This window comes from Lysinibacillus sp. FSL M8-0216 (assembly GCF_038595555.1).
Classification (GTDB): Bacteria; Bacillota; Bacilli; order Bacillales_A; family Planococcaceae; genus Lysinibacillus; species Lysinibacillus fusiformis.
Window position 1 is genome coordinate 913,329 of sequence record NZ_CP152007.1, and the last position, 23,971, is coordinate 937,299.

Annotated in this window: 23 protein-coding genes; 14 read left to right on the forward strand and 9 right to left on the reverse strand. The window is 37.8% G+C overall.

Annotation, left to right across the window (positions count from 1 at the left end):
- The first annotated feature begins 52 nt into the window (after positions 1–52).
- The 5 genes from MKX57_RS04175 to phnX are packed head-to-tail and all read left to right on the forward strand — an operon-like array spanning position 53 to position 5,319.
- Positions 53–805, forward strand: coding sequence for an ABC transporter ATP-binding protein (locus tag MKX57_RS04175; protein WP_089985241.1), 753 nt, complete (start codon positions 53–55; stop codon positions 803–805).
- On the forward strand, positions 798–2,429 hold the full coding sequence (locus MKX57_RS04180; RefSeq protein WP_089985243.1) for an ABC transporter permease subunit: 1,632 nt from the start codon (positions 798–800) through the stop codon (positions 2,427–2,429). Before MKX57_RS04175 ends, MKX57_RS04180 begins: the two co-directional genes overlap by 8 nt.
- The gene (locus tag MKX57_RS04185) at positions 2,426–3,412 is read left to right on the forward strand and encodes an extracellular solute-binding protein (protein WP_342550815.1); all 987 of its coding nucleotides are present in this window, start codon (positions 2,426–2,428) and stop codon (positions 3,410–3,412) included. Before MKX57_RS04180 ends, MKX57_RS04185 begins: the two co-directional genes overlap by 4 nt.
- A 13-nt stretch (positions 3,413–3,425) precedes the next feature.
- Positions 3,426–4,526, forward strand: coding sequence for a 2-aminoethylphosphonate--pyruvate transaminase (phnW, locus tag MKX57_RS04190; RefSeq protein ID WP_089985244.1), 1,101 nt, complete (start codon positions 3,426–3,428; stop codon positions 4,524–4,526).
- On the forward strand, positions 4,516–5,319 hold the full coding sequence (gene phnX / locus MKX57_RS04195; RefSeq protein ID WP_008174022.1) for a phosphonoacetaldehyde hydrolase: 804 nt from the start codon (positions 4,516–4,518) through the stop codon (positions 5,317–5,319). Before phnW ends, phnX begins: the two co-directional genes overlap by 11 nt.
- A 65-nt stretch (positions 5,320–5,384) precedes the next feature.
- Here the strand turns inward: phnX and def are convergent, their stop codons facing one another.
- Positions 5,385–5,942 (reverse strand): peptide deformylase, encoded by a 558-nt coding sequence (gene def / locus MKX57_RS04200; protein WP_008174021.1) that lies wholly within the window; start codon positions 5,940–5,942, stop codon positions 5,385–5,387.
- Between the two features lie 394 nt (positions 5,943–6,336).
- On the opposite strand from def, the gene pdhA reads away from it, so the two are divergent.
- From pdhA to MKX57_RS04225, 5 genes are all read left to right on the forward strand, one after another.
- Positions 6,337–7,452 carry a pyruvate dehydrogenase (acetyl-transferring) E1 component subunit alpha gene (gene pdhA / locus MKX57_RS04205; RefSeq protein WP_008174019.1) on the forward strand — a complete coding sequence of 372 codons (1,116 nt, stop codon included), beginning with the start codon at positions 6,337–6,339 and terminating at the stop codon, positions 7,450–7,452.
- A gap of 3 nt (positions 7,453–7,455) precedes the next feature.
- Positions 7,456–8,433 carry an alpha-ketoacid dehydrogenase subunit beta gene (locus MKX57_RS04210; protein WP_008174017.1) on the forward strand — a complete coding sequence of 326 codons (978 nt, stop codon included), beginning with the start codon at positions 7,456–7,458 and terminating at the stop codon, positions 8,431–8,433.
- A 47-nt stretch (positions 8,434–8,480) separates the two neighbouring features.
- On the forward strand, positions 8,481–9,818 hold the full coding sequence (locus MKX57_RS04215) for a dihydrolipoamide acetyltransferase family protein (protein WP_089985246.1): 1,338 nt from the start codon (positions 8,481–8,483) through the stop codon (positions 9,816–9,818).
- A 5-nt stretch (positions 9,819–9,823) separates the two neighbouring features.
- The gene (lpdA, locus tag MKX57_RS04220) at positions 9,824–11,239 is read left to right on the forward strand and encodes a dihydrolipoyl dehydrogenase (protein ID WP_089985247.1); all 1,416 of its coding nucleotides are present in this window, start codon (positions 9,824–9,826) and stop codon (positions 11,237–11,239) included.
- A gap of 122 nt (positions 11,240–11,361) precedes the next feature.
- Positions 11,362–12,144, forward strand: a complete 783-nt coding sequence (locus tag MKX57_RS04225; RefSeq protein ID WP_342550816.1) for an SDR family oxidoreductase — start codon at positions 11,362–11,364, stop codon at positions 12,142–12,144.
- Positions 12,145–12,194: 50 nt separating this feature from the next.
- On the opposite strand, the gene MKX57_RS04230 is transcribed toward MKX57_RS04225, so the two are convergent.
- From MKX57_RS04230 to MKX57_RS04250, 5 genes are all read right to left on the reverse strand, one after another.
- Positions 12,195–13,721: a tripartite tricarboxylate transporter permease gene (locus MKX57_RS04230; protein WP_089985249.1), complete on the reverse strand. Its 1,527-nt coding sequence runs from the start codon at positions 13,719–13,721 to the stop codon at positions 12,195–12,197.
- Between the two features lie 17 nt (positions 13,722–13,738).
- Entirely contained in the window at positions 13,739–14,215 is a 477-nt protein-coding gene (locus MKX57_RS04235) for a tripartite tricarboxylate transporter TctB family protein (protein ID WP_089985251.1), read from the reverse strand.
- Between the two features lie 93 nt (positions 14,216–14,308).
- A complete protein-coding gene (locus MKX57_RS04240) occupies positions 14,309–15,328 on the reverse strand; it encodes a tripartite tricarboxylate transporter substrate binding protein (RefSeq protein ID WP_089985253.1) in 1,020 nt (339 codons plus the stop codon).
- 125 nt (positions 15,329–15,453) lie between these two features.
- Complete coding sequence (locus MKX57_RS04245) at positions 15,454–16,143, reverse strand: response regulator (protein WP_008174005.1); 690 nt, start codon at positions 16,141–16,143, stop codon at positions 15,454–15,456.
- Complete coding sequence (locus MKX57_RS04250) at positions 16,136–17,758, reverse strand: ATP-binding protein (protein WP_171366056.1); 1,623 nt, start codon at positions 17,756–17,758, stop codon at positions 16,136–16,138. Before MKX57_RS04250 ends, MKX57_RS04245 begins: the two co-directional genes overlap by 8 nt.
- Before the next feature lie 337 nt (positions 17,759–18,095).
- On the opposite strand from MKX57_RS04250, the gene MKX57_RS04255 reads away from it, so the two are divergent.
- On the forward strand, positions 18,096–18,542 hold the full coding sequence (locus tag MKX57_RS04255; RefSeq protein WP_342550817.1) for a CidA/LrgA family holin-like protein: 447 nt from the start codon (positions 18,096–18,098) through the stop codon (positions 18,540–18,542).
- Positions 18,535–19,212, forward strand: coding sequence for an LrgB family protein (locus tag MKX57_RS04260; protein WP_342550818.1), 678 nt, complete (start codon positions 18,535–18,537; stop codon positions 19,210–19,212). The genes MKX57_RS04255 and MKX57_RS04260 overlap by 8 nt, the downstream gene beginning before the upstream one ends.
- A 46-nt stretch (positions 19,213–19,258) precedes the next feature.
- Here the strand turns inward: MKX57_RS04260 and MKX57_RS04265 are convergent, their stop codons facing one another.
- Positions 19,259–19,855 (reverse strand): class I SAM-dependent methyltransferase, encoded by a 597-nt coding sequence (locus MKX57_RS04265; protein WP_089985257.1) that lies wholly within the window; start codon positions 19,853–19,855, stop codon positions 19,259–19,261.
- Positions 19,856–20,292: 437 nt separating this feature from the next.
- On the reverse strand, positions 20,293–21,762 hold the full coding sequence (locus MKX57_RS04270; RefSeq protein WP_036123694.1) for an aminotransferase class I/II-fold pyridoxal phosphate-dependent enzyme: 1,470 nt from the start codon (positions 21,760–21,762) through the stop codon (positions 20,293–20,295).
- Between the two features lie 144 nt (positions 21,763–21,906).
- On the opposite strand from MKX57_RS04270, the gene MKX57_RS04275 reads away from it, so the two are divergent.
- Positions 21,907–22,866, forward strand: a complete 960-nt coding sequence (locus MKX57_RS04275) for a nitronate monooxygenase family protein (RefSeq protein WP_090001968.1) — start codon at positions 21,907–21,909, stop codon at positions 22,864–22,866.
- A 20-nt stretch (positions 22,867–22,886) separates the two neighbouring features.
- Positions 22,887–23,174 carry a UPF0223 family protein gene (locus tag MKX57_RS04280; protein ID WP_008173990.1) on the forward strand — a complete coding sequence of 96 codons (288 nt, stop codon included), beginning with the start codon at positions 22,887–22,889 and terminating at the stop codon, positions 23,172–23,174.
- A gap of 101 nt (positions 23,175–23,275) precedes the next feature.
- Here the strand turns inward: MKX57_RS04280 and MKX57_RS04285 are convergent, their stop codons facing one another.
- Entirely contained in the window at positions 23,276–23,911 is a 636-nt protein-coding gene (locus MKX57_RS04285; protein ID WP_090001966.1) for a DUF1054 domain-containing protein, read from the reverse strand.
- Positions 23,912–23,971: the final 60 nt, after the last annotated feature.

Consider the following 23,971-nt stretch of genomic DNA (forward strand, 5'->3'; position numbering starts at 1 on the left):
CCTTTACAAATGGTCACTATACTAAAGCTAAGAACTGAGAGAGGTGACCAATTTGTTAGAACTAAAAAATATCTCAAAAAGCTATAAAAATAAGCAAGTTTTAGTAGATATCAATGTAACCATCGAATCAGGTGAAATTATATCTTTATTAGGGCCGAGTGGTTGCGGTAAAACTACTTTGCTTAATATCATCTTAGGGCTTGCAGAGCAAACGGGTGGTCAGCTGATCTACAATGGGCAAGATATATCGAAGCAATCCATGCAAGAAAGAGGATTCAATATTGTTTTTCAGGATTTTGCGTTATTCCCTCATTTAAATGCCTACGACAACATTGTATATGGGTTGAAAAATAAAAATAGTCAAATGTCCAAAGAAGATGTACAGGAATATATCGATTTTTTAGAACTGACTCCGCATCTGCATAAAAGGATTCACGAATTATCAGGCGGCCAAAAGCAACGTGTATCTATTGCTAGAACGCTTGTTATGCAACCCAAAATACTTTTGCTAGATGAGCCGTTAAGTGCACTTGATGGAGTCATTAAGGAATCTATCAAGGAACGTATTAAATCAATTGCTCGTGAATTTAATTTGACGACGATTATTGTGACGCATGATCCAGAAGAAGCGCTAACCTTATCGGATAAAGTTTTAATCATAAATGAAGGAACGGTTGCTCAATTCGGTACACCACATGAAATCGTAGAGGCACCGAAAAATTCATTTATTGAGGACTTTATTTTAAGACAGCTTCATATTAAGCGCCACAACATCTATCAATTGTTTGGAGAAACATATGCTTAAAACGAATAAAATGATGAAATTAATCTTTCTACCAATTCTATTATTTCTCCTATTCTTTTTAGTTGTGCCATTGATTTATATGTTTTGGCAGTCCTTGAAAGTAGGAAATGAGATTTCCATTCAACATTATATAGATGCTTTAAAAAATGTAGAAATTCGTGATGCTTTCTTCAATAGCTTTAAAGTTTCTTTTGTGGCATCGGTCATTACGACTATCTTAGCTTTTTTCTTGGCCTACGCTGTTCATTTTACAACGATGCATCGCCATACAAAAAAGCTAGTACAGATAGGTATTACGTTGCCTATGCTATTGCCAACTATCACCTATGGCTTCGTATTGATTTATACATTTGGTAATCAAGGAATCCTAACAAGATTAGCTGGACAACCACTTTTCACGATTTATGGATATAACGGACTGGTGATAGGCTACATCTTATACACATTGCCAGTCGCTTTTATTCTCATGCAAAACTCTATGCAATATATCGATAAACGATTTTTGCTAGTGTCTATATTAATGCATGATCGTCCGCTCCGTCGTTTTTATCATACGGTATTCCGTCCGATGTTAGGGACAATTGGTGGTGCGTTTATTTTAACATTTATTTTAAGCTTTACAGATTTCGGAATTCCTGCATCAGTAGGCGGAAATTATAGGGTGATTGCCACTGAACTTTATCAAGCTATGCTAGGTTCTATCGTGCATTTTGAGCGTGGGGCAGTTATTTCAGTGTTAATGCTTGTCCCAGCTATACTGGGCGTCGTCATGTTAACGATATTAGAACGCTTTAATTTTCATTATAAACAGACGGGGAGAAGTGAACTTGTTAAACATCGTCTTCGTGACACGCTGTTTACGCTCTATTCAATTGCCTCTGTTGCAGTCGTATTTATCATTTTTTCAACCATGTTTATCGTTCCATTTACGAAGGGTTATCCCTATGATTTCAGCTTTACATTTGAACATGTTCGAAATGTGTTAGCGGAGAAAGATTTAACAAAGGTTTATGTGAATTCCCTTATCGTAGCGGTTTTAACAGCTGTTTTAGGTGTAAGCATTACATTTATGTCTGCCCTTCTTAATGCGAGGACGCCATTGAAAGGAAGAAAAAGCTTAGATCTTGCCTCAATGATCACTAACACAGTTCCGGGGATGGTGCTTGGTCTATCGTATTTGTTTTTCTTTAATGGAAGTTCATTAAAGGGTACATTTCTCATCATTATCGCTTGTAATATTGTGCATTTCTTTACAACTCCTTATTTAATGGCTAAAAATTCATTGCAAAAGATGGACCCAACCTGGGAAGTGACGGCGGAGCTATTAAAGGATTCTTGGTTAAAAACAGTCATACGTATCATTTTGCCGAATATTAGACCGACCATTTATCAAATGTTAAGCTACTATTTTTTAAATGCAATGGTCACGGTCAGTGGCGTTATTTTCCTTGTTAGCACAAAAACTATGCTTGTATCGACAAGAATAAAAGAGCTTCAGCATTTCGCAAAATATACCGATATTTTCGTACTTTCGATATTCATTTTATGTACAAACCTTATTGTGAAATTAGGTTGTGATTATATAACAGCACATAAAGAAAAAGTGGAGGAGATTTCAAAATGAAAAAATCAACGGTGATGATGTTAGGGACAGTTAGTGCGGCAGCGATAGTTTTAACTGCATGTGGAGGGGTAGAAGCAGGTTCGAAGGATGAAGTAATTATCTATTCTAATGCAGATGATGAGGCAATTGAAGTAATGGAATCTACATTAGATGAAAAAGGTTATAAAGGAAAATATTTAATTCAATCGTTCGGTACTTCAGAATTGGGTGGAAAAATGATGGCTGAAGGTACAGATATTGAAGCGGATATCGTAACGATGGCTTCTTATTTTATAGAAAGCGCACAAACTTCTAAATCCATGTTTGCGGATATTTCTTCGGATTTAAAACCTCTTGATGGCGGTGTTACATATGCATTGCCGATTTTAGGAAATGTAGGATCCATTTTTATAAATACGGATGTTTTGCAACAAAAGGGCTTGACTGTCCCAAAAACGATAAAAGATTTGACAGACCCTGCCTTCAAAGATTTAGTCTCATTCCCAAATATAATGGACTCCTCAACCGGTTGGCTATTAGTACAAGCCATTATTAAAGAATATGGTGAGCAAGAGGGGCAAAGGGTTTTGGCAGATTTAATTAACAATGCTGGACCTCATATTGAAAGCTCTGGGTCAGGACCAATAAAAAAAGTGAAGACAGGTGAAGTAGCAGCTGGATTTGGTTTACGTATTCAAGCAATTGATGCTAAGGAAGAAGGATTACCAATAGAATATATTGACCCAACAGAAGGGAACTTTACGCTAACAGAATCAGTAGCTGTTGTAGATAAAGAGGGAGATGAAACATTAGCCAAAGAAATGGCAAAGGTAATTGCAACAGAGGCTCGAAATGGTTTTTTAGAGCAATATCCAGTAGCACTTTATGAAGAAGAGCAGGTACAGGCTGAGCATGTGCCGGCGCATCTAAAAAAGTGGGATACAACATTGACAGTAGATTTATTAGAAAAACACCAAGCTTTCTTTAAAGAAGCCCAAAAATAAGGAGCTAAAGAAAATGAGCAACTATAAATTATTAACACCAGGACCATTAACAACTACTAAGACAGTCAAACAGGAAATGTTAAAAGATCGCTGTACATGGGATGATGACTATAAAAATGTGACACAAGTGATTCGGAAGCAGCTCCTAAATTTAGCGCAAGTCGATGAGTCTGATTATACAGCAGTACTAATGCAAGGTAGTGGTAGTTTTGTTGTAGAGTCGGTGCTGACAACAGCTGTTGGTGAAGATGATAAATTGCTAATAATAACGAATGGCGCTTATGGTGAAAGAATTGCAGAAATGGCTGAAGTGTTGAGGTTAGCGCATGTCGTTTATAGTGTCCCTTATGATGAACAGCCATCATCCTTAGAAGTTCAAGGTTTACTTGAAAAAGATGCAAGTATTACACATGTGGCGGTTGTACACTGTGAAACGACTACTGGTATTTTAAATCCGATTAAAGAAATCGGAGAAGTTGTCTGCTCTTTCAACAAAACATTTATCGTAGATGCTATGAGTAGCTTTGGTGGGGTACCAATGGATTTATCTGACTCGCATATTGATTTTTGTATTAGTAGTGCGAATAAATGTATTCAAGGTGTTCCTGGCTTTGGGTTCGTCATTGCTAAAACAAGGGTGTTAGAAAAATGCAAAGGACAAGCACGCAGTGTAGCATTAGATTTATATAGTCAATGGGAAGTAATGAAAAAGGATGGGAAGTGGCGCTTTACTTCGCCGACACATGTAGTAGCGGCCTTTGCAAAGGCGCTAGAAGAGTTAGTGGAAGAAGGCGGAGTAAACGCACGTTACCAACGTTATGCAGATAATAATCAATTACTGCGTTCTCGTTTATCAGTACTAGGGTTCGATGCATATATTTCTGAAGAGCTACAATCACCAATTATCACAACTTATTTGTTCCCACATAAAGAGTTTTCTTTTGAACATTTTTATCAGGAGATGAAAAAGGCGGGATTTGTCATCTATCCTGGTAAGCTGACAGATGTAGATACATTCCGTATTGGTAATATTGGTGATATATATGAAGAAGATATGCAGGCCTTATGCGAAGTCATTGAAAATTATATGGTGGTGAAAAATAATGAAAATTGAAACAGTAATTTTGGATTGGGCAGGTACAGCAGTTGATTTTGGTTGCTTTGCCCCTGTAAATGTCTTTTTAACGATTTTTGAAGATGCTGGTGTAACAGTAACCCTTGAAGAAGCTCGTAAACCTATGGGCATGCTGAAAATTGATCATATTCGTACGATGCTTGAAATGCCAAGGATTAATGAAGAATGGAAACGAGTTCATCATCAGCATTTTTCAGAGGAAGATGTACATGTTCTATACAATCAATTTGAATCGAAATTAATGGAGTCTTTGGCAACCTACACAGTTCCTATTCAGCATGTGACAGCGACCGTACAGCAATTAAGAGAAGCCGGTATTCGATTTGGTTCTACTACCGGCTACACAGATTTTATGATGGAAGTCGTAACAAAACATGCTGCTATGAAGGGCTATCAACCAGATTTTTTAGTGACTCCGACACAAGTGAGTGATAAGGGGCGGCCATATCCGTATATGATTTTCAGAAATATGGAGGCATTGGGATCGAAATCAACCAAGCAAGTTGTAAAGGTTGGCGATACAACCTCAGATATAAAAGAAGCCTTGAATGCTGGTGTATGGGCTGTTGGTGTTATTATTGGAAGTTCAGAAATGGGACTGGCTGAAGAAGAGTTCTTAGCTTTAACCGCTGATGAACAACAACAAGCCATTGAAAAAACAAAACGTATTTTTGAGAAGACTGGTGCACACTATACCATTGAAACGATGAAAGACCTACCTATATTAATTAATAAGATAAATGAAGTGCTTGCAAATGACATGAACGAATAAAAATTGAGAACATAGAAAAAACAAACCTCTGCGTAAATGCTGAGGTTTGTTTTGTTGATTCGCTTTTAGTCACGCTCATATGGGATGGACTCTGGGATATCAGCAAATGGATTTTTTTCATTAATGCGGTCATAAAACATGATGCCGTTCAAATGATCTAATTCATGCTGAAAGGCGATGGCAGACAAGCCTTTAAGGCGCATTTTCTTTTCTTCCCCATCTATAGTTTTAAATTTTACTGTAATGCGTGCATGACGTGGGACGTATCCAGGAACATTACGATCAACGGAAAGACAACCTTCTCCAGCAGAAAGGTATGTGTTTTCAACTGAATGGCTGACAATTTTGGGGTTTATGGCTACGAAGCTTAATTGTTCACCAGCATCATCTTGCAAATGAAGTGCAAACATACGCTGTAGACTATTTACTTGATTGGCAGCTAAGCCGATGCCGCTGCGTAAATTATATTTTTCTGCCATTTCAGGATCTTGGCTGTTAATTAAGTACTGAAGCATATCTTCAGCAAGCTGTCTTGTTTCATCAGATAAAGGGAATTTAACTTCCTCTGCTTTCGTGCGTAAAGTCGGATGACCTTCGCGGATAATATCATCCATTAAAATCATATAGTAATCTTCCTTTCATCTTTGTAGTGCTCTATTTATAAGTATACATCACGTCTAAAAACAATCACATGAAAAAAGACCTTATTTGAATATACTTAAAAAATTTTTCGAATGCTATTAGATTTTCTAGAATGGGGTATTCTACTATTGGAAAACCTGTTGGAAAACTTAAGAATTACAAGGCGTAAAAATGGTGTTCTAATACAGATTTTCGATATTGGTAATACAGTATAGGACAGAGATGATTAATTGTTATTTTAGAAAAAATCTTTGTTTATAGCCGTAATATATGATTGACCGACAGTATTTTATTCAGTATACTGAGTGTCAAGAATAAGTTGTACTAGTCAAAAAGGTGATTTATTTTAATACAGCTGAAAGGGAGATGTGACAAATGAGCAAGAAAAACAATAATATTTTTGATGCTAAACAAACGCTAACTGAAATCGAAGATAAGTTTGAAATGTTTCAAATTTTGAATGAAGAAGGCGAAATTATAAATAATGAGGCAGATCCTAAATTATCGGATGAAGAATTAGTTGAACTAATGACACGTATGGTTTATACACGTATTTTAGACCAACGTTCAATCTCACTGAACCGTCAAGGCCGTTTAGGTTTCTATGCACCAACGGCAGGTCAGGAAGCTTCTCAGCTTGCTTCACACTTTGCATTAGAACAAGAGGATTGGATTTTACCAGGGTATCGTGATGTTCCACAAATCGTGTGGCATGGCCTACCTTTAGATAAAGCGTTTTTATTCTCTCGTGGACATTTTATGGGGAACCAAGTACCTGAGGGTGTAAATGTTCTAGCACCACAAATTATTATCGGTGCTCAATTTATCCAAGCAGCAGGTGTTGCACTAGGTATTCAAAAGCGTGGGAAAAAAGCTGTTGCAGTAACATATACAGGTGATGGTGGTTCATCACAAGGGGACTTCTATGAAGGTATTAACTTTGCTGGTGCATTTAAATCTCCAGCGATCTTCATTGTACAAAATAACCAATATGCAATTTCTACACCGCGTGAACTACAAACTGCTGCAAAAACAATCGCTCAAAAAGGTGTGGCAGCAGGTTTACCAAGTATTTTAGTAGATGGAATGGATGCGCTTGCAGTTTACGTAGCAACTCGTGATGCACGTGAGCGAGCTGTTAATGGTGAAGGTCCAACGTTAATTGAAACAATGTGTTACCGTTATGGCCCACATACAATGGCTGGGGATGACCCAACGCGTTACCGTACTTCTGATACAGATACTGAATGGGCTCAAAAAGACCCACTTGTTCGCTTCCGTAAATACCTAGAAGCAAAAGGCTTATGGGATGAGAAGAAAGAAGAAGCAGTCATTGAGCGTGCTAAAGAAGAAATTAAAGAAGCCATCAAAAAAGCTGATGCTGCTCCAAAACAAAAAGTAACAGAGCTGATGGAAAACATGTATAAAGGCGAAATGCCATCTAATTTAAAAGAACAGTATGAAATCTATAAAGAGAAGGAGTCGAAATAACCTATGGCACAAATGACGATGATTCAAGCAATTACAGATGCACTTCGCACAGAATTAAAGAATGATGAAAACGTTCTTGTATTCGGGGAAGATGTAGGTGTCAACGGTGGGGTATTCCGCGCGACAGAAGGCCTACAAAAAGAATTCGGAGTTGACCGCGTTTTTGATACGCCGTTAGCAGAATCAGGTATTGGTGGCTTAGCAATCGGTCTTTCTCTACAAGGATTCCGTCCAGTTCCTGAAATTCAATTCTTCGGCTTCGTTTATGAAGTAATGGATTCAATCAGTGGTCAATTAGCACGTATGAGCTACCGTAGTGGCGGCGTATACAACGCACCAGTAACAATTCGCTCACCATTCGGTGGTGGTGTGCATACTCCTGAGATGCACTCAGATAGCTTAGAAAGCTTAATGACTGCACAACCAGGTTTAACGGTAGTTGTACCATCAACACCTTACGATGCAAAAGGTTTACTAATTTCATCTATTCGCAACGACAACCCAGTTATTTTCTTAGAACATTTAAAACTTTACCGTTCATTCCGTGAAGAAGTACCAGAAGAAGCATACGAAATTCCACTAGGAAAAGCGGATGTAAAACGTGAAGGTAAAGATTTAACAATTGTTGCTTACGGTTTAATGGTTCATGAAAGCTTAAAGGCTGCGGAAGAACTTGAAAAAGAAGGCCACTCTGTTGAAGTAATTGATTTACGTACAATTCAACCAATTGATATCGAAACAATTATTGCGTCTGTAGAAAAAACAGGTCGTGCAATCGTTGTACAAGAAGCACAAAAACAAGCAGGTATCGCGGCAAATGTAGTAGCAGAAATTACTGAACGCGCAATTTTAAGCTTAGAAGCGCCTGTTCTTCGTGTGGCTGCACCAGATACTGTGTACCCATTCCCACAAGCTGAAGGTGTTTGGTTACCAAACTACAAAGATGTAATGGAAACAGCAAAAAAAGTTTTAACATTCTAATGAAGCTTCTAAACTTGAACATCGGTAAATAGAAAGGATGGGTACACATGGCATTTGAATTCAGATTACCGGATATTGGCGAGGGAATTCACGAAGGCGAAATCGTGAAATGGTTCGTCAAGGCTGGAGATACAGTAAAAGAAGACGATATTCTTTGTGAAGTACAAAATGATAAAGCAGTAGTAGAAATTCCTTCACCAGTTGAAGGAACAGTAGAGGAAGTTTTAGTAGGAGAAGGAACAGTTGCCGTCGTAGGCGATGTTTTAATCCGATTGGATGCACCTGGCTATGAAGACTTAAAGCTAAAAGGTGATAGTCACGCTGAAGAGAAAACTGAAGCACAAGTTCAAGCAACAGCTGAATCTGGTCAGAACGTAGAAAAAGCTCCTGCAAAAGAGGAGAAAGCACCAGAGCAAGCACCCGAAAAAGCTGAAACAGTTGTTGATGAAACAAAACGTGTGATTGCGATGCCTTCTGTCCGCAAATTTGCACGCGATAACGACGTAAACATCCGTGAAGTAAAAGGTTCAGGCAAAAATGGTCGTATTTTGAAAGAAGATATTACAAACTTCTTAAATGGTGGAGGTACTGTTGACACTGAATCAGCAACTGGAGTGACAGTTGAAGAAGCGGTTCAACAAGAAACTACTACTTCAGCAGCACCAGTTGTTCTTGAAGGGGAATTCCCAGAAACTCGTGAGAAAATGTCTGGTATTCGAAAAGCGATTGCAAAAGCAATGGTACACTCGAAACAAACGGCTCCACATGTTACACTAATGGATGAAGTCGATGTAACAGCTCTTGTAGCGCATCGTAAAAAATTCAAAGATATCGCAGCTGAAAAAGGTGTTAAATTAACATACTTACCTTATGTAGTAAAAGCACTTATCTCAACATTACGCGAATTCCCAGAATTTAATCGCTCATTAGATGATGCAACACAAGAAATTATCCAAAAGCATTACTACAATATTGGTATTGCAGCGGATACTGAAAAAGGTTTACTTGTCCCAGTTATCAAGCATGCAGATCGCAAGTCTGTATTTGCAGTGTCAAATGAAATCAATGAGTTAGCGACTAAAGCCCGTGAAAGTAAACTTGCGCCACATGAAATGAAAGGTGCATCTATGTCTATTACGAATATTGGTTCTGCAGGAGGTCAATGGTTTACACCAGTAATTAACCATCCTGAAGTAGCAATTCTAGGTATTGGTCGAATTTCAGAAAAACCTGTAATAAAAAATGGTGAAATTGTAGCCGCACCTGTGTTAGCATTATCATTGAGCTTTGATCATCGTATGATCGATGGAGCCACTGCGCAAAATGCTTTAAATCACTTGAAGCGTTTGTTAAGTGAGCCAGAATTATTATTAATGGAGGCGTAACAAAAATGGTAGTAGGAGATTTCCCAATCGAAACAGATACTCTTGTCATTGGTTCAGGTCCTGGAGGATATGTAGCAGCAATTCGTGCAGCTCAAACTGGCCAAAAAGTAACAATCGTTGAAAAAAATGTACTTGGTGGTGTGTGCTTAAACGTAGGTTGTATTCCATCAAAAGCATTAATTTCAGTAGGTCACCGTTTTGAGCAAGCTAAACATTCAGATGACATGGGAATCATCGCTTCTGATGTGAAATTAGACTTCTCAAAAGCACAAGCATTTAAAGACAGCGTTGTTAAAAAATTAACTGGCGGTGTTGAAGGCTTACTTAAAGGGAACAAAGTTGAAATTGTACAAGGTGAAGCTTATTTCGTTGACGCTCATTCAGTGCGTATCATCAATGGTGAATCTGCTCAAACTTACACATTTAACAATGTCATTATTGCAACAGGTTCTCGTCCAGTTGAAATTCCTACATTCAAATTCTCTGAGCGCGTACTAAATTCTACTGGTGCACTTTCTTTACAAGAAGTACCTGGTAAATTAGTAGTAATTGGTGGAGGTTACATTGGTACAGAGTTAGGATCTGCTTATGCAAACCTTGGCTCACAAGTAACAATTATTGAAGGCGGAAAAGATATTTTAGCTGGCTTCGAAAAACAAATGACTCAAATCGTGAAAAAAGGCCTTAAAAAGAAAGGCGTTGAAATGGAAGTAAACGCATCTGCAAAAGGCGTTGAAGAAACAGAAAACGGCGTAGTTGTAACTTATGAAGTTGGCGGAGAAGAGAAAAAAGTTGAAGCTGATTATGTATTAGTTACTGTAGGTCGTCGTCCAAATACTGATGAAATGGGCCTTGCTGAAATCGGTGTTGAATTCGGTGAACGCGGTCTAATCAATGTTGATAAACAATGTCGTACAAATATTTCAAATATCTATGCAATTGGTGATATCGTTGCTGGTCCTCAGCTTGCACATAAAGCTTCTTACGAAGGTAAAGTTGCTGCTGAAGCAATTGCTGGTGAAAAATCAGTTGTTGATTATCTTGCTGTACCTGCTGTATGTTTCACAGATCCAGAAATGGCGACAGTTGGTTACAACGAAGAACAAGCAAAAGCAGAAGGTATCGAGTACACTGCAGCGAAATTCCCATTCGCAGCAAATGGTCGTGCTCTTGCACTAAACCAATCAGAAGGTTTCGTGAAGCTTGTTGCTCGTAAAGAAGATGGCTTATTAATCGGTGCTCAAATCGTAGGTGCTGGTGCATCTGATATGATCGCTGAAATGGGCTTAGCAATTGAAGGCGGAATGACTGCTGAAGACATCGCATTAACAATTCATGCTCACCCAACATTAGGGGAAATTACAATGGAAGCTGCTGAAGTATTACTTGGCAACCCAATTCACATTGTAGCAAAAAAATAATGTAAAACCGTTTAAACGGCTATAAAGCGAATTGCTTTGTAGCCGTTTTTTGTATATTATCTATAATTTTGTTAAAGTAAATATATTGTTAAGAATATTCGAAAATATTTGGGGTGATTATAATGGAACTAGGCTTAAAGGGGAAAGTAGCAATTATAACAGGATCGAGTAAAGGTATTGGCTATTATACGGCCATGCAACTTGTTAAAGAGAGTGCTCAGGTTGTACTTTGTGCACGTGGAGAAAAACAGCTACAGGTGGCCGCTGGGTGTATTAAAAATGAAACAGGTGTAGATGTTTTAATTGTTCCAACAGATATTACTAAGGAAAAAGATTGTAAGAATCTAATTGAGCGTACGGTCGAACATTTTGGACACGTTGATATTCTCATTAATAATGCTGGGACAGCTTCAGCAAATCCTTTTGAATCGGTGAGTAGTGAGCTGTGGCAAGCAGATTTAGATTTAAAGGTATTTGGCGCTATACATTGCTCAAAATATGCAGCACCATATATGCGTAAGGCTGGTGGGGGTGCAATCGTGAATGTGACTGCGGTGATGGCTAAGACGCCTCCTGCTAGCTCGCTTCCTACGACTGTCAGCCGTGCTGCGGGACTTGCTTTGACTAAAGCGATGAGCAAGGATTTAGGAAAGGATAATATCCGCGTCAATTCCGTATGTATTGGGCTTATTCGAAGTGATCAAATCGAAAAGAAATGGAAAAAGGAAGATCCAAGTTTATCGTGGGAAGACTATTCTCGTAAAGTAGGGCAAGCTATTCCACTTGGTCGTGTAGGTGATACGCAAGAAGCGGCCAACGTTATTACATTTTTAGTATCTGATGCAGCAAGTTATGTTACGGGGACTTCATTGAATATTGATGGTGGCTCTGGTCACGCATTATAGAGAAAAATCCACTATACTTCCATTGATAGAATGTGTAGTGGATTTTATGATTATCCTTCTTCATTAATCAGAACATTTTTACCACGCATTTTCATGAACAGTGGTATAAGTAACCACGAAATAGCAGCTACTAAAAATAGTAATGACAATGGCTTTGCTACAAATATAGAAAAGTCACCATTAGATATAGTTAATGCACGACGCATATTATTTTCAATCATTGGCCCTAGTACAAGTGCAAGTACTAAAGGTGCCACTGGATAGTCATTTTTGGCAAATAGATAGCCGAGCACACCACAAGCTAATAATAAAAATAAATCAAAAGTGGCGAATTGTACGGCATACACACCAAAAATTGAAATTGCAACAATAATGGGCAATAAATATTTTTTCGGTGTTTCTATGATTTTTGCAAAGATACGAACGAGAGGCATGTTTAATGCTAATAACATTAAGTTTCCTATAAACATACTGGCAATTAATCCCCAAGCGACTTGAGGATGCTCTTCAAATAATAATGGACCTGGCTGAATATTATACATAATAAGTGCACCCATTAAAATAGCAGTTGTACCTGAACCGGGGATACCTAATGTTAGCAATGGAATCATTGCGCCTCCTGATGCAGCATTGTTCGCTGATTCAGGTCCAGCAACACCGGCAATATGGCCTTTTCCAAACTTCTCAGGTGTCTTACTGAATTTCTTTTCGGTAATATAAGAAAAGAATGAGGCAAGTGTTGCGCCTGCACCAGGTAAAACGCCAATGAAAAATCCTAGTAGTGAACCGCGAGCAATAGGAATAGCGCTTTCCTTTAAATCCTGCTTTGTTGGTAATACACGATTAATTTTTGCTAATTGACCATCTTCTTCATCTCTTTCAAGAATCGTTTTAAATACTTCCCCTAACGCGAATAAACCAACAGCAATTGTTAAAAATTCAATACCCGAGAACAGCATGGGCTGACCAAATGTAAAGCGTTCGATACCAGATACGGCATCAATACCAACTGTCCCGAGCATCAGTCCTAAGGCGGTCATAATTAAAGCTTTTGTAATAGAGCGGCCTGCAAGTCCACTTACTGCAGCAAGCCCTAGTAGCATTAATGAAAAGTATTCTGCTGGTCCAAATTTAAGTGCTAATTTTGATAATGGATTCGCTAATAGTATTAGACCAAGTAATGCTATAACACCAGCACAAAATGAACCAATGGCTGCAATGGAAAGAGCACTTCCGGCACGTCCTTGCTTAGCCATTTGGTAGCCATCCAATGTTGTAACAACTGATGAGGATTCACCAGGTGTATTTAATAGAATCGAAGTTGTTGAACCACCATACATGGCTCCATAGTAAACCCCTGCAAGTAAGATAATTGAGCTCGTAGCGGCGGCCTCCGTAGGTAATCCCGCTGTAATGGTTGCCGTTACTGGGATTAATAAAGCAACGCCGCTCATTGGACCTATGCCAGGAAGGACACCAACCGCTGTTCCAATTATGACACCGACAAGAGCGAATAAAAGATTTTGCCATTGAAAAGCAATCGCAAATCCATCAGCTAAAAATTGCAATGTCGACATATGTTCACTCCTTTACATTAAAAAGTTGGGAAGCTAGGCAATGAACCGCCTAGTAAACTTGTAAATAAATAATAGACACCAATTGAAAATCCAGCTGCAATAATGATTGAATAAATAAGCTTTGCTCGTTCCATCGTTTGGAAGCTAATACATAAAAATAAAAACGTTGTGATCACATAGCCTATTTTTTCTAGGAAGAATACATAGGCAATCGCACTACCAAAAATGATTAAAAATTTCTTGAGCTCAGTAGAGGAGGTTTTAGAAGGTGCAGTGGGTCCTCCTATGATTCGCTCCCTTACAGCATTTTTCCATGATTCATAAAATAGTTGAAGACTTAATAAACCTAAAATAATACCTAAACCTAGTGGAAATATTTTAGGACCGACTGTAGATCCATAAGCACTATCAGAAATTTGCGTTGCTTGAAATATAAATAAAATGCTAACAGCTAATAGGATAATGCTAAATGTTTTATCAAATGTGTAATTCAATCGTTTACACCTCCGTTGATAATAAATGTAGGTTGCACAAGTAGATCTTATTGGATGGAAATACTTGTGCTCTTTTGCAACACAGTCTATTCTTTACTTTTGCATACCAAGAGCTGTCAGTAGTTCTACGATGATTTTATTTTGATTGTCTAGATATGTGGTAAATTCCTCTGCATTTCGGTATTCTGCTTGCCAGCCATTACGTGTCACCTCAGCTTGCCATTCTTCTGATTCAGACATTGCTTGTAATTTTTCGGACCAGTAGGTAACCGCATCTTCACTCATATTTTTTGGACCAAAAATACCACGCCATATAGTAAATTCTTCATCAATACCAGCCTCTTTAAATGTAGGAACTTCTGCTAGCTCACCTTCTAATCGCTCAGAGGAACTTACGGCTAATACGCGTACATCTCCTGATTTAACATAAGTAGCGATTGTGGAAGCATCTGTTGCTATGACATCAGCGTTGCCGCCTAGTAATGCGGTTACAGCTTCACCACCACCATCGTAAGAAACGTATTTAATTGTTTTTAAGTCTATACCGGCTTTATAGGCGGGGATAATCCCCACTAGATGATCCATAGAGCCTGGTGCAGAGCCACCTGCTAACGTAACATCTTTTGGCGAATCTTTTAGGGCATTTAATACATCTTCAAGCGTTTGGAATGGCGAATCCTCTTTAACAACAATTGCACCATAGTCACGCGTTAATTGTGCTAAAGGCGTAGTGTCCTTGTAGCCAAATTTACTATTTCCTTCAGCTTTTTCATGATTAATAAGAATTGGCGGTGATTTAACCATTAACATATAATCATTGCTTGCTTCCTTTGTAGCAAATGTTGCCATAAAGGCAGCGCCACCACCACCAGGCTTGTTTTCGACTTGAATCGATTTATTAATTAAACCTGTATCATTCATTGTTTTTGCTACTGCACGAGCTGTTAAATCCCAACCACCGCCCGCACCTGATGGAGCAACAATGGTAATATTACTTTTCGGATAATTACTTGCTTGCTTTCCATCAGCTGTTTCTCCATTTGATGAAGAACAACCAACTAAACTAGTAAATAGTAAGCCAGCTATCATAACTTTTGAAATCTTTCTCCACATAAAAATCCTCCTTAAAAATAAAATGATAGCGCTATCAATCGAGCGCTATCATAACTATAACTTATATCAGAATTGTTAAAATATTGTGGTGATATTGTGGATTAACGTCATTTTGTGCATAAAGTTTATGAGAAAATAAAGTATCGTCGTTCAGGACGACCAACTGTGCCATAAGTTAGCTCAATATAGGCCTGCTTTTGTGTGACTAAAAATTCTAAATAACGGCGAGCAGTGGAACGACTTACACCAATATTTTTCCCTAACAGTTCAGCTGTACTACCACCTTTCATTGTACTTAAATAGTTGATGACATGATTCATCGTTGTTAAATCAATGCCTTTTGGTAATAGTAGCTGTGTATCTTCAGAGATGGATGAAGTCGCTTTTGGCCAAAGGTATTGAAGCTTTTCTTGTGTAAATTTCTCATTATTTTGGAGTAGTAGATGTTTGTAACGGAATTTTTCTATACTTTCTTTTAATTGATCAAATGTAAATGGCTTTAAAATATAGTCTGTAACATTTTTACGATACGCTTTTTGTACAATGTGAGCCTCTGTGGCAGCAGTAATCAAAATAATGCTACTAGTTGGACTAATTGTATTGATTTTATCGATTAAATCCACACCTAATATATCTGGTAAAAATACATCGAGTAATATTAGCTGTGGTGAAAATGATTGTAGCCAATCTAAAGCTTCTTCTCCAGTGTTTGCACACGCAATTACTGTAAATCCTTCAATTTTATCTAAAAAACGACGATGTACATCTGCTACACGTACATCGTCTTCAATTACTAGTACTTCGATATTAGTCATTGTTAATAATCCCCCTTTTACTAATAGATACGATAAATAGGGCACCTCCTAAATCGCCTTCCCCAAGAGCGAGTGTGCCATTTAAATCTTGGATGCTGGAAATTACTTTCCTTAACCCATAGCCTCGATGCTTCCTATCTTTTGTTGAAATATTTTCTGAAAACAATACATCTAGTTTTTCTTGTGCTATGCCATTGCCAGAATCCTCGACCTCAAAAATGATTTCTTCTCCATTATCAAATATAAAAAGCCTTACTATAGGCCGTTGCTCTTTATTTTTTTCGACCTCTTCAAAAGCATTGGTTAGTAAATTACCCATAATCGAAATAATAAGGCCTTTTTCTATATTTTCAGGAAAGATATCTAAATAACTATCCTCATCAAATATCAGCTGAATCTTTAATTCACGCGCACGATTAAAAAATCCGATAATTAAACCATTTAAGAATGGGTCTTTAACACGATTTGTAATAAATTGTGTTAAAGAGGAATGTCCTTGTACCTCTTTATGAATAATTGTTAAAGCCTCATCGGATGCATTTAATTGAATAAGGCCAGAAACGGTATAAAGGATATTATTAAACTCATGTGTTTGTGCACGTAAAGCTTCTGTATATTGTTTTACTTGTGATAATTCAATCGCCATTTGCTCAATTTCTGATTGTAGCCGGAAACTTGCTACAGCACCGACAATTTTACCTTTCACCTTCATAGGAACGCGGTTGACAATAATTTCATCACCGTTGACAATCATCAATTTATCAAGCTGTTTTTCACCATTCATCAATACATTCAGTAGATGTGTATTTGGAATATGTTGCTTAATATTATCGCCAATAATAGAAGCAGCATCGGGTAAATTTAAGATATTGGCGGCGGCGTTGTTTAACGTTGTAATTTCACCTTTATCATTGACCGTAATAATAGCTTCCCGCACGGATTCTATTAAAGTATTTTTTTCTGTTAATAGATTGGCAATTTCATTTGGCTCCAAATTAAAAATTTGCTTTTTAATATTCCGGGATAAAATAATGGAGCCGATAATTCCAATGGTGAGTGCAATAATGATCGTATAAAAAATATTATCCAAGTATAAAAAATATAAGTTATCTAATTCACTCGTTAAATAGCCAATGGACACAACTCCTAAAATGGCTCCATTACTATCAACGATAGGCGCTTTTCCACGAATAGATTGTCCCATTGAACCATCGGCAATTGAAATATAAGATTCACCGTTGATCAATGCTTTGTCGTTATCATCACCAACCATCGATTTGCCAATACGATCGGCGAGAGGGTGGGTGTAGCGAATGCCATTTTTATCACCGATTACAACATACGTGGCTTTTGCAGCGTCCATAATATCATCGCTAATTGTTTGCAGACTTTTTGACGGGTTGTCAGTGTGAAAGGCTTCTATAACGTCGCCCCTACTAGCAGTTGTTTCCGCCAAGTATAGTGCTCGATTACCAATTTGTGTTTGCAGTGCATCAGAAATCGTTACGTAAAAAAGTAAACCAGCTAAAGTGACGATAAGAAAAATTAAAAAGCTACTGTAATAAGCAAAGCGAGTTTGGAGTTTTAATGTTTTAAGGATAATAGAAGATCCCACCTTATTGTGTATTATGGAAATTATAGTATTGTTTGAAAAATGAGTATCTTTTGTAATTTTCGATTATATATAAAATTTCTGAAATTTGCTAGCTAGTGATGAAAATTTAAAGGCGATAGGTGGTGGATATTCATAATAAGGAAAGAACGCTATTTGAATAGTCCGAGTGACAAATTACCCTAAATATCGATGAAAACACTATATATGTATACATGTGATTTTTGGGAATATGGAACTTAGCTCTTTCTGATGCTGATTATTATTTTTCTAAAATTACAATAGACAGAAAATTCCTACAGATGTAGAATGAACGATATAGGGGGTGAAAAGTAGCGAAATGTTGAACGAAAATTTTGCTGCGATGTTGTTGAGAGTTGTTCGGATTATTGTTCAAATCGGCATACTGACCATTTTTTATTATATGGGAGTAGGAATTGTTACTTATTTACACATACCGCTTCCAGGAAGTGTCATTGGATTACTGTTATTAGTACTTTCACTCATTTTTAAAATCATTAAGGTTGAATATATTCAAGATGGTGCAAGTTTTTTAATTGGCGTTTTAACGCTGTTTTTCATACCAGCAACAGTGGGCGTTATTGATTACCCAGAACTCATGTCAATCACTGGCTTGCTTATCATTCTAGCCGTTATTGCTAGTACATTAATCTCTATTTATGTCACAGGATTACTGACGCAACTAATTGAGAAGAAAGAATTAAAGAAAAAGGAAGGAACGGAGTCTATTCTTGAAGAAGGAAAGGGTGAGTTAACGGTTGATTGAAGCAATTGTTGTCCTGAGCACCATCATTATGTTCATATTATTTACGAAGCTTTATCAGCGATTTCCGCATCCTATTATGATTCCTTTAGTCACGACTACAGTTGTTAGTGCAGTGATTTTACTAATATTTAATATTCCATATTCTACATATATGGTGGGTGGAGAATGGCTTCAGAAAATGCTTGGGCCAGCTGTAGTCGCACTTGCCTATCCTCTTTATAATCAACGAGCTACTATTATCAAATATAAATATTCTATTTTATCAGGGCTCTTCATCGGCATGGTGACAGGATTAGTGACTATTTTCGTGCTGTTAAAATGGATTGGTGTAAAATCTAGTTGGATGCTGACAGCCTTGCCTAAATCTTTAACGACGCCTGTTGGAATGCAGGTCAGCGAAACAATAGGGGGTATTCCGCCACTAACAGCTGTTTTTGTCATGATAGCAGGGTTTGTAGGAGCTATTATTGGTCCTTTAGTTATTAAATATGGCAAAATCGACTCGGCCGTTAGTAGAGGGGTGGCAGTGGGCAGTGCCTCGCATGGTGTAGGACTTGTGAAATTAAGGGAATATGGAGAACAGGAATTATCAGTTGGTTCATTATCAATGGGCTTAACGGCTATTATTGGGGCATTTTTCTGTCCATTATTTGTGTATTTATTTTTATAAAAATTTTCACTTTAGGAGTTGTCTCAACTGTTTAGAGACAACTCATTTATTTTTTCTCAATAATGAATTGAATGGTATGGGCTAGTCCAGTGTGTAACGCTCCTTCATGGCGTATTTGCTCACCTGTAAAGAAATGGATAATTTTGTGTGGCTCACACCATTGCAGGATATCTTTTGGGTCATATAAAAAATCAAGCTGCTGTGGACCACCAGACGCATAGGCGAGCTGATAAATAGAATATAATTCCATCATAATCCGTCCGCCTTGCTTCACTGAATCGATAATCTTTTGGATGACTGCCTGCTGTTGTTGCAATGGAAAATGACCAAAAACCATAATAGCCGCATCATATTTCTCCACAGGAAGCTCATCCAGTAGTAAATCGGTTAGCCTAGTTTGAACTGACACATGCTGTTTCTGGGCTAATTCTTCTGTTTTCGCAAGACCACTTTGTGCATAATCATAGGCAGTGACAGTATGGCCCTTAGAGGCTAAAAAAACAGCATTGCGCCCTTCACCTTCAGCATAGGCTGCGATATTAGGGGATTCTTTCAAAAAAGATACATAATCTTTAATAAAGGCATTTGGTTGTTCGCCATAAACGTATTCAGATTCTAGAAAACGTTGATTCCATGTATTCATGAATCATTCCTCCTTTTCTCTATTGTAGATAATGTGCATTTGTTATTCTAACTTTTAGCTTATAAAATCAACTAATAAATGCTCGTTGCATATTTAATTGCGATCTATTTTGTAATAAATAATACGGATGATTTTGAAAATCGTTTAAAGAAATTAAGGGAACAGCATCACTATACTCAGGATGAAGTGGTAGAGTATTTATAATATTTCAAGGCAGGCTGTGTCTAAATGGCAGTTAGGAAAAGGTTATCCTGATATAGATAATTTTATTAAATGTGAAAGAGAAATTTTCTAAAGTAGCTACGGTTTTCGTTAAAACAGTTGGAGATTTTTTATGGCATTATTGGTAGTTAGCTTTTCCGATTATATTGATACTAACCTCTGCTTTTTATAAATAATGAAAAAGCTAGCTCTTCAAGAAGAGCTAGCTTTTAAGATTAAATAATAGGTTTTCTTTCTTTAATAACACGAATCGTTTTTAATGTTGAATCCTCTGGTCCCTGAACGGGTAAACCCGCCTCAATATTCATTTGAATATAATGAATATTTTCTTGAGTAATTATTTCCCCGGGAATAAAAATTGGAATTCCAGGAGGATATACCATAATAAATTCTGCACAAATACAGTTATCTGCTTCAGCAAGTGGAACTACCTCAGTATCAGCATAAAATGCATCACGAGGTGACATAGCTAGCGCTGGAATATCTGGGACATTCACGACAGCTTCTGTGATAGCCGCTTCTGAATCAAATGCTTTTGACATACGAGATAATGCATTGACTAAAAGATTAATTTCTTTTTTCGTATCTCCTAATGTCACTAAACATAAAATATTGTAAAGGTCAGACAATTCTACTTCGATATTGGCGTTATAACGTAACCATTCCTCAGCTCTATGCCCAGAAATACCCAAATCCTTGACGCTAATAAGAAGTTTCAAAGGGTCCATATCATAAGTAGCGGATGAATGTAGTTTTTCCTTGCCTGCACATTTTAAATGTGGGATTTGGTTGATTCGTTTACGAGCATCCTTTGCTAAACGTAATGCATCGTCAATTAAATCATATCCGTGAATCGCTAATTGACGTCGAGCTGTGTCAAGGGAAGCGAGCAATGGATAAGATGTTGATGTCGTTGTTAGCATAGAAAAAACAGCTTGTACGCGTTTTGCTGAAACAAGTCCTTCTCGAACATTTAAAATGGACGTTTGTGTCATAGAACCACCAAGCTTATGAACACTTGTAGCAGCCATGTCGGCACCTGCCTCCATTGCTGAATAGGGAAGGTCATCATGGAATTTAATGTGTACACCATGTGCTTCATCTACTACTACTGGAATATCACGGCTATGAGTGATTTCGACAATGCGTTTTAAATCTGCTGTGAAGCCATAATAAGTTGGATTAATAACTAGCACAGCTTTTGTATCAGGATAAGCATTTAATGCTTTTTCGACGGCCTCAGGGGATATGCCATGAGAAATCCCGTATTCACTATCGACTTCAGGATGAATAAAAATTGGAATTGCACCAGCGAAAACTATCGCCGACATAATAGATTTATGGACATTCCGCGGCACTAGAATCTTATCACCTGGACCAACGACGGTCAGAATCATCGTCATGATGGCGCCACTAGTACCTTGAACGGAAAAGAATGTATGATCAGCACCAAAAGCTTCTGCTGCAAGATTTTGCGCTTCTTTAATAGCACCCTTTGGTGAATGTAAATCGTCTAGTGGAGCAATATTAATTAAATCAATTGATAAAACGTTGTCGCCGACGAATTCTCGGAAAGCAGGGTCCATCCCTTGCCCTTTCTTATGGCCTGGAATATGGAACTGAATAGGATGTCTGTTCCGATGTTTAAGTAATACGTCGAACAATGGAGTCTCTAGTTGTGACAACGCAGGTACCACCTCACTTTAAATTATCTAAGAAAACAAATGAATTATAGCACCTAACGACACGAAAAAATAGACTTTTCATAAAAAATAAAAGGATTTTTTAAGGATATCGAGAAATTAATACCGAATGAAGGGGGAGGTATTATGAGTTGGAATACACGGGTGACAGAGCTTTTACAAGTGAAATACCCAATTATTCAAGGCGGTTTAGCGTATTTAGCCTATGCTGATTTAGCGGCGGCTGTGTCGAATGCTGGAGGGTTAGGTCAAATCACAGCTATGAGTTTACGAAGCCCTGACTTATTGCGAGCGGAGATTCATAAAGTACGAACATTAACAGATAAGCCTTTTGGCGTAAACTTTGCTATTGGTATGCATGGTACAGGCTATGAGGAAATGGTTGGCGTTGCAGTGGAAGAAGAAGTACCTGTTGTAACGATGACTGGTGGTAATCCTGCACCCATTTTTGATTTATTAGCAGAAACAGATATTAAAAAATTGGTACTTGTAGCTGCACGTAGACAAGCGCAAAAAGCTGAACAGCTTGGAGCAGATGCTGTAATGGTTGTTGGACAAGAGGGTGGCGGACATCTTGGTAGGGATGATGTAGGTACGATGGTGCTCGTCCCACAGGTTGTTGATAGTGTGAAAATCCCAGTGATTGCTTCAGGTGGAATTGGCGATGGCCGAGGCTGGATGGCTGCCCATGCACTGGGAGCTGAAGGAATTGAAATGGGTACTCGTTTTATTGCAACAAAGGAATGTGTTGATGCTTCCGCAGCTTATAAAGAGGCACTATTAGCAAGCACAGAGGCTGATACGACGATCATAAAACGTACTATCGGTGCACCAGCTCGTGCTTTACGTAATGAGTTTACGGCAAAAATTTTAGAAATTGAAGAAAAAGAGCCAACCTACGAAGCGTTAAAGGAATATATAAGTGGTTCAGCGAATAAGCGTTTTATTTATGATGGTGAACAAGAACAAGGCTTTGGTTGGGCTGGACAAGTGACAGGGATGATTCATGATATTCCTACTGTTGAGGAATTAATCAATCGAATGGTTGCAGAAGCGGAAAGTATCCGGTTAAAATGGGGGCAATAATGTAAAGGTGGTTTTGTCGAATGGAATATTCTTATCCGTTTTCAACAGATTGGTCTACAGAGGAGATTGTGGACGTTGTTCAATTTTTTGAAGGGATTGAACAAGCTCATGAAAAGGGCATCAAGCGTGAGGTCATGATGGCTAAATATCGTCGCTTTAAGGAAATTGTTCCTTCACAAGCGGAGGAAAAAACAATATTTCGTGAATTTGAAGAGGCGAGTGGCTATATAAGCTATCCTGTTGTTAAGCAAACAAAAGAAGCCGCAGATGGTACAATGATAAAAATAGTCCCTAAAAAAAATCGATAAAAAAGTGGATGTGAGAACAACTCACATCCGCTTTTTATTTTTTTGTGTTAAAAAACGACATTTTGCATACACTACTTCAACAAATAACATGAGATTAAAGCTTATTTTAAATCCTTACCAACAATGACGTTGTAAAAAGGTAGTAAGCTGTTGAATGTTTGCTCCGTTAACTGGTGGAATTCACTGGCTGATAATTTTATTGCTTGCTCTTTTGGAATATGACGACCAATTAAAAACTCACCTTTTTTTACATCTCGCAGACGTAAAAGTAGTGCCTCAAGCTTGTCTTCTTTCGCTTCTTCAAGTGAAATGGCCTCTGGGGACATATGGTCACCTGACACAATAAAGTCACCAGGTAGCTGCTCAAATAAGGATTGATGAGCGAGTAAACGTTCAGCCATCACATTTTTTTGAGGAGCTTCATAAATAATAGCTAAGACGATGAATAAATGTGAGTGCCATAGACCAATCTGAAAGTGAGGCAATGATTTATAACCTCTTTTATATGGTGCGAAGGCAACCCAACTATCTTTTGGAGGGTTGACAGTTCTTCTAGCGTGTTTGGCAACATGAGGGAAGAATTCTTCAACTAGCTGGCTTGAGAAATAGGCAGCAAAATCATCACCAAGCTGATGGAATTTTGGGCGTACATGATCGTTTAATGCATCCATTCTTTGTTCTAAACCATCTATTTTAAAAACATTAAAATCTTTGTTTGTCCACTTTATTTTCGGCAATTTTATTTTGCTCCTTTCGTTTTATAAGGTTTATTTTACGCTGATTTTGGGAAAAAATCT

Coding starts and splice junctions, on each gene's coding strand:
- MKX57_RS04180 (WP_089985243.1), top strand. CDS start 798: ATGCTTAAAACGAATAAAATGATGAAATTAATCTTTCTACCAATTCTA.
- MKX57_RS04185 (WP_342550815.1), top strand. CDS start 2,426: ATGAAAAAATCAACGGTGATGATGTTAGGGACAGTTAGTGCGGCAGCG.
- phnW (WP_089985244.1), top strand. CDS start 3,426: ATGAGCAACTATAAATTATTAACACCAGGACCATTAACAACTACTAAG.
- phnX (WP_008174022.1), top strand. CDS start 4,516: ATGAAAATTGAAACAGTAATTTTGGATTGGGCAGGTACAGCAGTTGAT.
- def (WP_008174021.1), bottom strand. CDS start 5,942: ATGATTTTAATGGATGATATTATCCGCGAAGGTCATCCGACTTTACGC.
- pdhA (WP_008174019.1), top strand. CDS start 6,337: ATGAGCAAGAAAAACAATAATATTTTTGATGCTAAACAAACGCTAACT.
- MKX57_RS04210 (WP_008174017.1), top strand. CDS start 7,456: ATGGCACAAATGACGATGATTCAAGCAATTACAGATGCACTTCGCACA.
- MKX57_RS04215 (WP_089985246.1), top strand. CDS start 8,481: ATGGCATTTGAATTCAGATTACCGGATATTGGCGAGGGAATTCACGAA.
- lpdA (WP_089985247.1), top strand. CDS start 9,824: ATGGTAGTAGGAGATTTCCCAATCGAAACAGATACTCTTGTCATTGGT.
- MKX57_RS04225 (WP_342550816.1), top strand. CDS start 11,362: ATGGAACTAGGCTTAAAGGGGAAAGTAGCAATTATAACAGGATCGAGT.
- MKX57_RS04230 (WP_089985249.1), bottom strand. CDS start 13,721: ATGTCGACATTGCAATTTTTAGCTGATGGATTTGCGATTGCTTTTCAA.
- MKX57_RS04240 (WP_089985253.1), bottom strand. CDS start 15,328: ATGTGGAGAAAGATTTCAAAAGTTATGATAGCTGGCTTACTATTTACT.
- MKX57_RS04245 (WP_008174005.1), bottom strand. CDS start 16,143: ATGACTAATATCGAAGTACTAGTAATTGAAGACGATGTACGTGTAGCA.
- MKX57_RS04255 (WP_342550817.1), top strand. CDS start 18,096: ATGTTGAACGAAAATTTTGCTGCGATGTTGTTGAGAGTTGTTCGGATT.
- MKX57_RS04265 (WP_089985257.1), bottom strand. CDS start 19,855: ATGAATACATGGAATCAACGTTTTCTAGAATCTGAATACGTTTATGGC.
- MKX57_RS04275 (WP_090001968.1), top strand. CDS start 21,907: ATGAGTTGGAATACACGGGTGACAGAGCTTTTACAAGTGAAATACCCA.
- MKX57_RS04280 (WP_008173990.1), top strand. CDS start 22,887: ATGGAATATTCTTATCCGTTTTCAACAGATTGGTCTACAGAGGAGATT.